At 29.7% G+C, this 6,935-nt stretch carries 6 protein-coding genes, 1 tRNA gene and 3 rRNA genes; 8 read left to right on the forward strand and 2 right to left on the reverse strand.

Annotated elements, in window-relative coordinates:
• From T514_RS0121850 to T514_RS0121880, 7 genes are all read left to right on the forward strand, one after another.
• Positions 1–117 (forward strand): 23S ribosomal RNA (locus T514_RS0121850); the annotation flags it as partial.
• A gap of 80 nt (positions 118–197) precedes the next feature.
• Positions 198–314, forward strand: a 5S ribosomal RNA gene (gene rrf / locus T514_RS0121855).
• A 7-nt stretch (positions 315–321) separates the two neighbouring features.
• Positions 322–397: transfer RNA gene (locus tag T514_RS0121860), tRNA-Lys, on the forward strand.
• 168 nt (positions 398–565) lie between these two features.
• The gene (locus T514_RS25355) at positions 566–943 is read left to right on the forward strand and encodes a hypothetical protein (protein ID WP_051542256.1); all 378 of its coding nucleotides are present in this window, start codon (positions 566–568) and stop codon (positions 941–943) included.
• Positions 944–1,125: 182 nt separating this feature from the next.
• Positions 1,126–2,166 carry a M42 family metallopeptidase gene (locus tag T514_RS0121870; protein WP_027626653.1) on the forward strand — a complete coding sequence of 347 codons (1,041 nt, stop codon included), beginning with the start codon at positions 1,126–1,128 and terminating at the stop codon, positions 2,164–2,166.
• Positions 2,157–3,158 carry a M42 family metallopeptidase gene (locus T514_RS0121875; protein WP_027626654.1) on the forward strand — a complete coding sequence of 334 codons (1,002 nt, stop codon included), beginning with the start codon at positions 2,157–2,159 and terminating at the stop codon, positions 3,156–3,158. The genes T514_RS0121870 and T514_RS0121875 overlap by 10 nt, the downstream gene beginning before the upstream one ends.
• Positions 3,159–3,172: 14 nt before the next feature.
• Complete coding sequence (locus T514_RS0121880; protein ID WP_027626655.1) at positions 3,173–4,114, forward strand: M42 family metallopeptidase; 942 nt, start codon at positions 3,173–3,175, stop codon at positions 4,112–4,114.
• Between the two features lie 20 nt (positions 4,115–4,134).
• On the opposite strand, the gene T514_RS0121885 is transcribed toward T514_RS0121880, so the two are convergent.
• Together T514_RS0121885 and cls are read right to left on the reverse strand one after the other, a co-directional pair.
• The gene (locus T514_RS0121885) at positions 4,135–4,731 is read right to left on the reverse strand and encodes a uracil-DNA glycosylase (RefSeq protein ID WP_027626656.1); all 597 of its coding nucleotides are present in this window, start codon (positions 4,729–4,731) and stop codon (positions 4,135–4,137) included.
• A 55-nt stretch (positions 4,732–4,786) separates the two neighbouring features.
• On the reverse strand, positions 4,787–6,217 hold the full coding sequence (cls, locus tag T514_RS0121890) for a cardiolipin synthase (protein WP_027626657.1): 1,431 nt from the start codon (positions 6,215–6,217) through the stop codon (positions 4,787–4,789).
• A gap of 492 nt (positions 6,218–6,709) precedes the next feature.
• On the opposite strand from cls, the gene T514_RS0121895 reads away from it, so the two are divergent.
• Positions 6,710–6,935: ribosomal RNA gene (locus T514_RS0121895) — 16S ribosomal RNA — on the forward strand; the annotation flags it as partial.

Genomic DNA, 6,935 nt, shown 5'->3' on the forward strand with positions numbered 1-6,935 from the left:
ATTTCCCATAGCGTAAGCTAGTAAGACCCCTTGAAGAACACAAGGTTGATAGGCTAGAGGTGTAAGTGTAGCAATACATTCAGCTGACTAGTACTAATAGGTCGAGGGCTTGATCTTAAAATTACTTTGTGCAATTTTGAAAGAATATTTCTTTCAAACTGATTTAAAACGAAATCAAAGATTTCTGTAAATCAGCATCTGGTGATTATGGCTCAAAGGTAACACCCGTTCCCATACCGAACACGAAGGTTAAGCTTTGAAGCGCTGATGGTACTGCAAGGGAGGCCTTGTGGGAGAGTAAGTCGTCGCCAGGTTGTATATGGTTCACTAGCTCAGTCGGTAGAGCACATGACTTTTAATCATGGTGTCCGGGGTTCGATTCCCCGGTGAGCCACCAAACCCTATCATATTTGATAGGGTTTTTTTATTTATATAAAATAAGTATTCTAAAAGTAATTTCATGAATAATATTGATATAATAGGTATATATTGACATAGTAATACCGTTATTATATTATTAAAATAATAGAAATGAAAAATTATATATAAAGGTGGGAATTTTATTATGGCACTTAAAGATAGTATAACTATGGGAATTTCTAAAATTGCTAAGACAGTAGGAGATGGAGCAGCTACGGTAGCAAAAAAATCTGGAGAAATAGTAGAAGTATCTAAATTGAATTTAAGTATATCCACAGAAAAAGATAATATCGATAAATTATATAAAACAATTGGTGAAATTGTATATGAAAAATATAAGAATGGTGAAATAATAGATAAAGATTTAGAGGAAAGTTGTAAATCTATAGTAGAAGCTAATAGAAATATAGAAGAAATAGAAGAAAAGATAACTACTATAAAAGATAAAAAAGAGGAAACATTGGATGCAGAGTGTGATATAGAATCTGACATTGATAATGAATCTGAGAATAAGGAAGAATAACTAGGCAAAATTGAGACATAGCATTTTATAATCTTAAAATTTCAGTAATAAAAACCATTTTATAGAGTAAGAATTATTTATAAACCTTCAATATGGTTACATGTTGAAGGTTTATTTATTAAAATTAAAAAAAATTGCTGTGGCATACTATAAATAATTAATTTTTAAAGGAGATAATAAGTATGGAATGTAAGGAATTTCTAAAAAACCTTTGTGAAATTCATTCACCTAGTGGAAGGGAAAGATCAATTTATAATGTAATAAAGGATAGATTTCAGGACTTTGGAGAAGTTTCCATAGATAATTTGAATAATATTTATATACATAAAAAGGGCAACAAAAAAGGAAAATTAATGATTATGGCTCATGCAGACGAAGTTTTTTTAATGATCACAGATTTAACTAATAATGGTTTTCTCAAATTTAAAAGTAATGGAATAGACCCTAAAGCGCTAGTATCACAAGAAGTTATAATTCATGGAAAAAAGACTATAGAAGGAATTATAGGCATAAAGCCACCTCATTTAATGGATGATGAAGAAAGTAAAAAATCCATTAATATAAATGATCTTTTAATTGATACAGGTTATAGTACTGAGGAACTAAAAAATATAGTTAATATTGGTGATTATGTTACTTTGAAAAGAAGTTTTTATGAATTATTAAACAATAATGTTACTTGTAAAGCTATTGATGATAGAGCAGGCATAGCAGCTATGTATGAATGTGCTAAAGAAATCGCAAATATAAATCATGATATGGATATATATTTTATTTGTTCCTGTCAGGAAGAAGTAGGGCATAGAGGAGCTAAAGTAGCAAGTTATAATATAGCTCCTGACATAGGTATTGCTATAGATGTAACTTTTGATTCTAGTAATTTAGGGGATAAAGACAGAGAAAATATATTAGGAAATGGGCCAGTTATATGTATTGGACCTAATATACATGTAAAAATAAGAGAATTAATTATGAAAATAGCAGATGAATATAATATACCTTATGGAGTTGAAGTAGAGCCAGGAAATACGGGTACAGATGCTTGGGATATACAAATAACTGGTCAAGGTATTCCTACACTACTTATATCAATACCTATTAAATATATGCATACATCTGTAGAAATAGTAAATATTCAAGATATAAGAAATACTGGGAGACTTCTAGCTAAATTTATAGAAAAATTAAATAATGCTGAATTGGAGGAAATACTATGCTTTTAGAAACTTTAAGCAATGCATCTGGAGTATCTGGGTATGAAGGAGATATAAGAAGTATAATAAAAGAAGTAATAGAAAAGTATGTTGATGACATCATAATAGATAAGATGGGAAATGTTATAGCTCATAAAAAGGGTAATGGTACAAAAGTTATAATAGATGCACATATGGATGAAGTGGGATTTATAATAACAGGATATAATGAAGATGGAACCTTAAGATTTTATCCATTAGGAAAAATAAATAGCAAAGTTCCTCCTGCTAAAGTAGTATTTATAGGTGAAAACAAAATAACTGGGGTTATAGGAATAAAGCCAATACATCTTCAAAGCAAGGAAGAAAAAGGTAGAAGTATGAGCTATTCTGAATATTGTATTGATATTGGCTCAAATTCTAAGGATGAAACAAAAGAAGTAGTTAGATTGGGTGATTATGCAGTATTTGATACTAAGTTTGGTGATTTTGGTAGAGGACTAGTAAAAGGAAAAGCATTCGATGATAGGATAGGTTGTTGCATTTTAGCAGAAATTTTAAAAGAAGATTTTCAGTGTGATATCTATGGGGTATTTAATGTTCAAGAAGAAGTAGGTGAGAGAGGAGCTTATATATCATCATTTACTGTAAAGCCGGATATAGGTATTGTGTTGGAAGGTACTGTATGTGCAGATATGCCTAATATTCCAAAGTATAAAAGAGGAACGGAAATTGGAAATGGACCAGCGATTTCTATAATGGATGAGTCAAGTTTATTTAGCTCACAAATATTTGCAGATATAATAAAGGTAGCTAATGAAAAAAGCATTCCATACCAATTAAGAAGAAGTGTTACAGGTGGAAATGACGGAGGAGCGATTCATATGTCAGGAGAAGGTGCGAAGGTAGCAACTATATCAGTACCATGTAGATATATACATTCATCTGTTTCGGTAGCTAGTCTAGAAGATTACCAAAATACATGTAAGCTAGTAATAGAATATATAAGAACATTAGGTTAGGGAGGAATTTTATAGTGGATAAGTTATTAAGTAATCTTGTAAATGCTTTTGGAGTAAGTGGAAATGAAGATGACGTAAGAAATATTATAAAAGATGAATTGAAAGATACAAAATGTATTATAAGTGAAGATAAGATAGGAAATCTAATTGTAAAATTAGGAAAAGGGCAAGAAAAAATGATGTTTTGTGCTCATATGGATACTATAGGTTTTATGGTTTCTTTTATAGAGGATAATGGATTAATAAGAGTAGAAAAGATAGGCGAATTTAATTCTTCTGATGTAGTACATAATATTGTAAGGTTTAAAAATGGAACTGTTGGAAAGTTATTTTTAAATAAGGAGCAACTTTTTATAGATATAGGAATAAATACTAGGAAAGATGTTTTGAAGTTAGTTAATGAAGGAGATACAGCATGTTTAGCAGGTTCTTGTTTAAATGTGGGAGAAGGGAATATAATCAGCTCTAATTTAGACAATAGAGTTGGATGCTATATTCTTTTAAGTTTGGCAAAAGAGTTGCAAAATATTAATAGAGAAACATATTTTGTGTTTTCCACACAAAATGAATTAGGAGCAAGAGGTGCTAGAGCGGCAGCACATACTATAAAACCAGATTATTGTATTGTGGTAGATTTAGAGGGATCAGAAGATGTTATAGAAGGAAAGAATAATATAAAGTTAGGTAAAGGACCGATTATAAAGGTAATGGATAAAACATTAATAATGCATGAAGATATAAAGAATATGATAGAAGAATCAGCGCAGAAATTAAAATTGAAAGTTCAGTATGTAGTGTCTAATTCTAAATCTGATGGTGGTACTATACACAAAGAGGGTTTAGGTGTAAAGACAGGTGAGTTATCTGTACCTTGTAGGTATATACATTGCTCATCTGAAATGATAAATATTAAAGATATAGAAGATAGTATTAAATTACTAAAAGAGTTAGCTTAATATATAAAGTAAAAGAAGCCTTAGATTTTAGCTAAGGCTTCTTTTACTTTTAACCAATCTTCTGTATACATTTTTTTAAACTCTTCAGTTCTATTATAAGTTAAAGCAGAAGGATGATACATAGGAAAAATATATCTTTTTAAGTTATTATTATAAACAAGGGTACCATGACATTCTCCTATGGATTTAAAATCAGTAAGACTTTTTAATGGCACATTTCCTAAAGTTATTATTATTTTAGGATTTACTAGAGAAATTTCTTTTTCTAGTATAGGCTTAAATAAATTAATTTCTGAAGTTTTTGGCGGCCTATTACTTATAGACTTTCTTCCACTAGTAGTTTCTTTAATCTTTATTGGCCTAAAGTAACAAGTATTAGTTATTCTAATATCTTCTCGTGCTAATCCTATTAGTTCTAAGTAGGATTTAAAATTTTTTCCGGCTACACCAACAAAAGGTTTACCTTCTTCTACTTCTGTTTTTCCTGGAGCTTCTCCTACAAATAGTATATCACAAGGTACAGGACCATCTCCTGTTATCCACCCTCCAATATTATCTTCCGTATAGCTTTCGGATATTTCTTTTATTTTTTGTTTAATAATATCTAATTCACTCATAATACTAGGGAAAACGTATGTTTCCCAACTAAACCTCCCTTTCATTTGTGCTATATTATAAAAGAGCAGAAAATAATCTAGCTACTGCTTCTATTACCTTAGTAAATGGAGAAATATTATCATATTCATTTTCTGTAATAATAGTACTATTATTCAAATCTTCAAAGAACAAATCTTCAAGTTTTGATGTTATTTCATCGTCATATATAACTGTATTTATTTCATAATTTAATTCGAAACTTCTTATATCCATATTAGCAGTGCCTATAGTAGATATTTTACCATCTACAGTCATTATTTTCGAATGAATAAATGATTTATTATCATAAAAATATACCTTAACTCCACATTTTATAAGTTCAGCTAAATAAGTTCTAGAGGCATAATATACAGTAAAGTGATCATACTTTCCTGGAAATATGATTTTTACATCAATGCCACCTAGGACAGCTATTTTAAGTGAATCCATTATACTTTCTGTAGGTACAAAGTAAGGAGTAGTTATATATATATGATTTTTTGCCATAGAAATCATTTTTAGCATACCTTGCATTATAGCAGGATATGGAGAGTCAGGTCCACTTTTTACTAATTGCATAATTTTTTGCCCTGCCTTTTCCACTTGAGGGAAATAATTATAAAAGTTATCATCAAAGCTATTGTTATTTTCATTAGCTTTTTTTATGGTACAAAAGTCATCTATGAAAACCCCTTGAAGACCTAAAATAAAATCTCCTTTTACCATCAAATGAGTATCTCGCCAATATCCTAATTTGCCTTTTCCTAAGTATTCATCTCCTATATTTATTCCACCTATAAAGCCTACAGTGCCATCGATAATAACTATCTTTCTATGATTTCTATAATTAATTTGTGTATTTATTAGTTTAAGAAGTGGTGCTAAAAAATATGAATATTGAACTACATCTATACCAGCATTAACCATATCCTTAATATACTTTTTACCAAGTTTTATTGAACCAACTCTATCTATTATAAACCTTACTTTAACACCTTCTAAAGACTTTTTTATAAGTAAATCTTTTATTTCGTTTCCTATCCCATCATTTTTAACTATATAATACTCCAAATGAATATGATTTTTGGCGTGTAGTATTTCAGTTTTTAAAGCATCAAATTTTTCTTTACCATTTTTAAAGATAGTAATATCGTTATATACAAACAGAGGAGATTCGCTATTTTGTGCTAGCAATGCAATAAGTGGTAGATATTCAGGATTTTCTATTTTATTTATTACCTTATATATAAGCTCTTTTATCTTTGGTGAGAAATCCTTATTTAGTTTATGCATCTTCCAATTTCGGCCTAAAAAGACATATAGGAATAAACCTATGGGGGGAAGCAATAATATAACTAAGAGCCATGCTATTGTTTTTTCGGGTCTTTTTCTTTCTAATAGTATTATTATAATAGCTATTAATGCATTTATAAAAAAGATTATAGAAAAATAGGATCCTATACTCATTACCATTGAAACATCTCCTAAATCAAATAAAGTATATCTAATAGTATTATTATAAATGTTATATAAAAAAATATATAGTATTATTAAAGTATTTAACAAAGATCACCAACTTATTCTAGTGTATCATCATCAATAATATAGAAAAAACAAGCGAAAAAAAGATAATAATAAAGATAAATAAGTTTTTTGAGGTACATATAATATAATTAGAATCATATATATGATAGAATAACACATGTCGCTGAGAGATGCGACAACACAACAGTGTAAAATCAGATTGGTAAGATTTGATTTTTAAATAATTTTAAATAGTTATTAAAACAGCTTTTAAAAATATAAAAAAGTTGTTGACAAAGAAAAACTGATGTGATATTATGAATAAGCTGTCAGATGACAGCGACATGGTCTTTGAAAATTAAACAGAGAAGAGAAACCAGTCAATTCAAACAGGAAACTGTTTAAAATAGCGATGAGCTAAAAAGATTAAACTTTTAAATTGAGAGTTTGATCCTGGCTCAGGACGAACGCTGGCGGCGTGCCTAACACATGCAAGTCGAGCGATGAAATTCCTTCGGGAATGGATTAGCGGCGGACGGGTGAGTAACACGTGGGCAACCTGCCTCAAAGTGGGGGATAGCCCTCCGAAAGGAGGATTAATACCGCATAATGTTAAGTTTTTGCATAAAGACTTAACCAAAGGAGTAATCCGCTTTGAGAT

Origin of the sequence: Clostridium lundense DSM 17049 (genome assembly GCF_000619945.1) — a bacterium.
Lineage (GTDB): Bacteria > Bacillota > Clostridia > Clostridiales > Clostridiaceae > Clostridium_AO > Clostridium_AO lundense.

Coding starts and splice junctions, on each gene's coding strand:
- cls (WP_027626657.1), bottom strand. CDS start 6,217: ATGAGTATAGGATCCTATTTTTCTATAATCTTTTTTATAAATGCATTA.
- T514_RS0121885 (WP_027626656.1), bottom strand. CDS start 4,731: ATGAGTGAATTAGATATTATTAAACAAAAAATAAAAGAAATATCCGAA.
- T514_RS0121875 (WP_027626654.1), top strand. CDS start 2,157: ATGCTTTTAGAAACTTTAAGCAATGCATCTGGAGTATCTGGGTATGAA.
- T514_RS0121870 (WP_027626653.1), top strand. CDS start 1,126: ATGGAATGTAAGGAATTTCTAAAAAACCTTTGTGAAATTCATTCACCT.
- T514_RS25355 (WP_051542256.1), top strand. CDS start 566: ATGGCACTTAAAGATAGTATAACTATGGGAATTTCTAAAATTGCTAAG.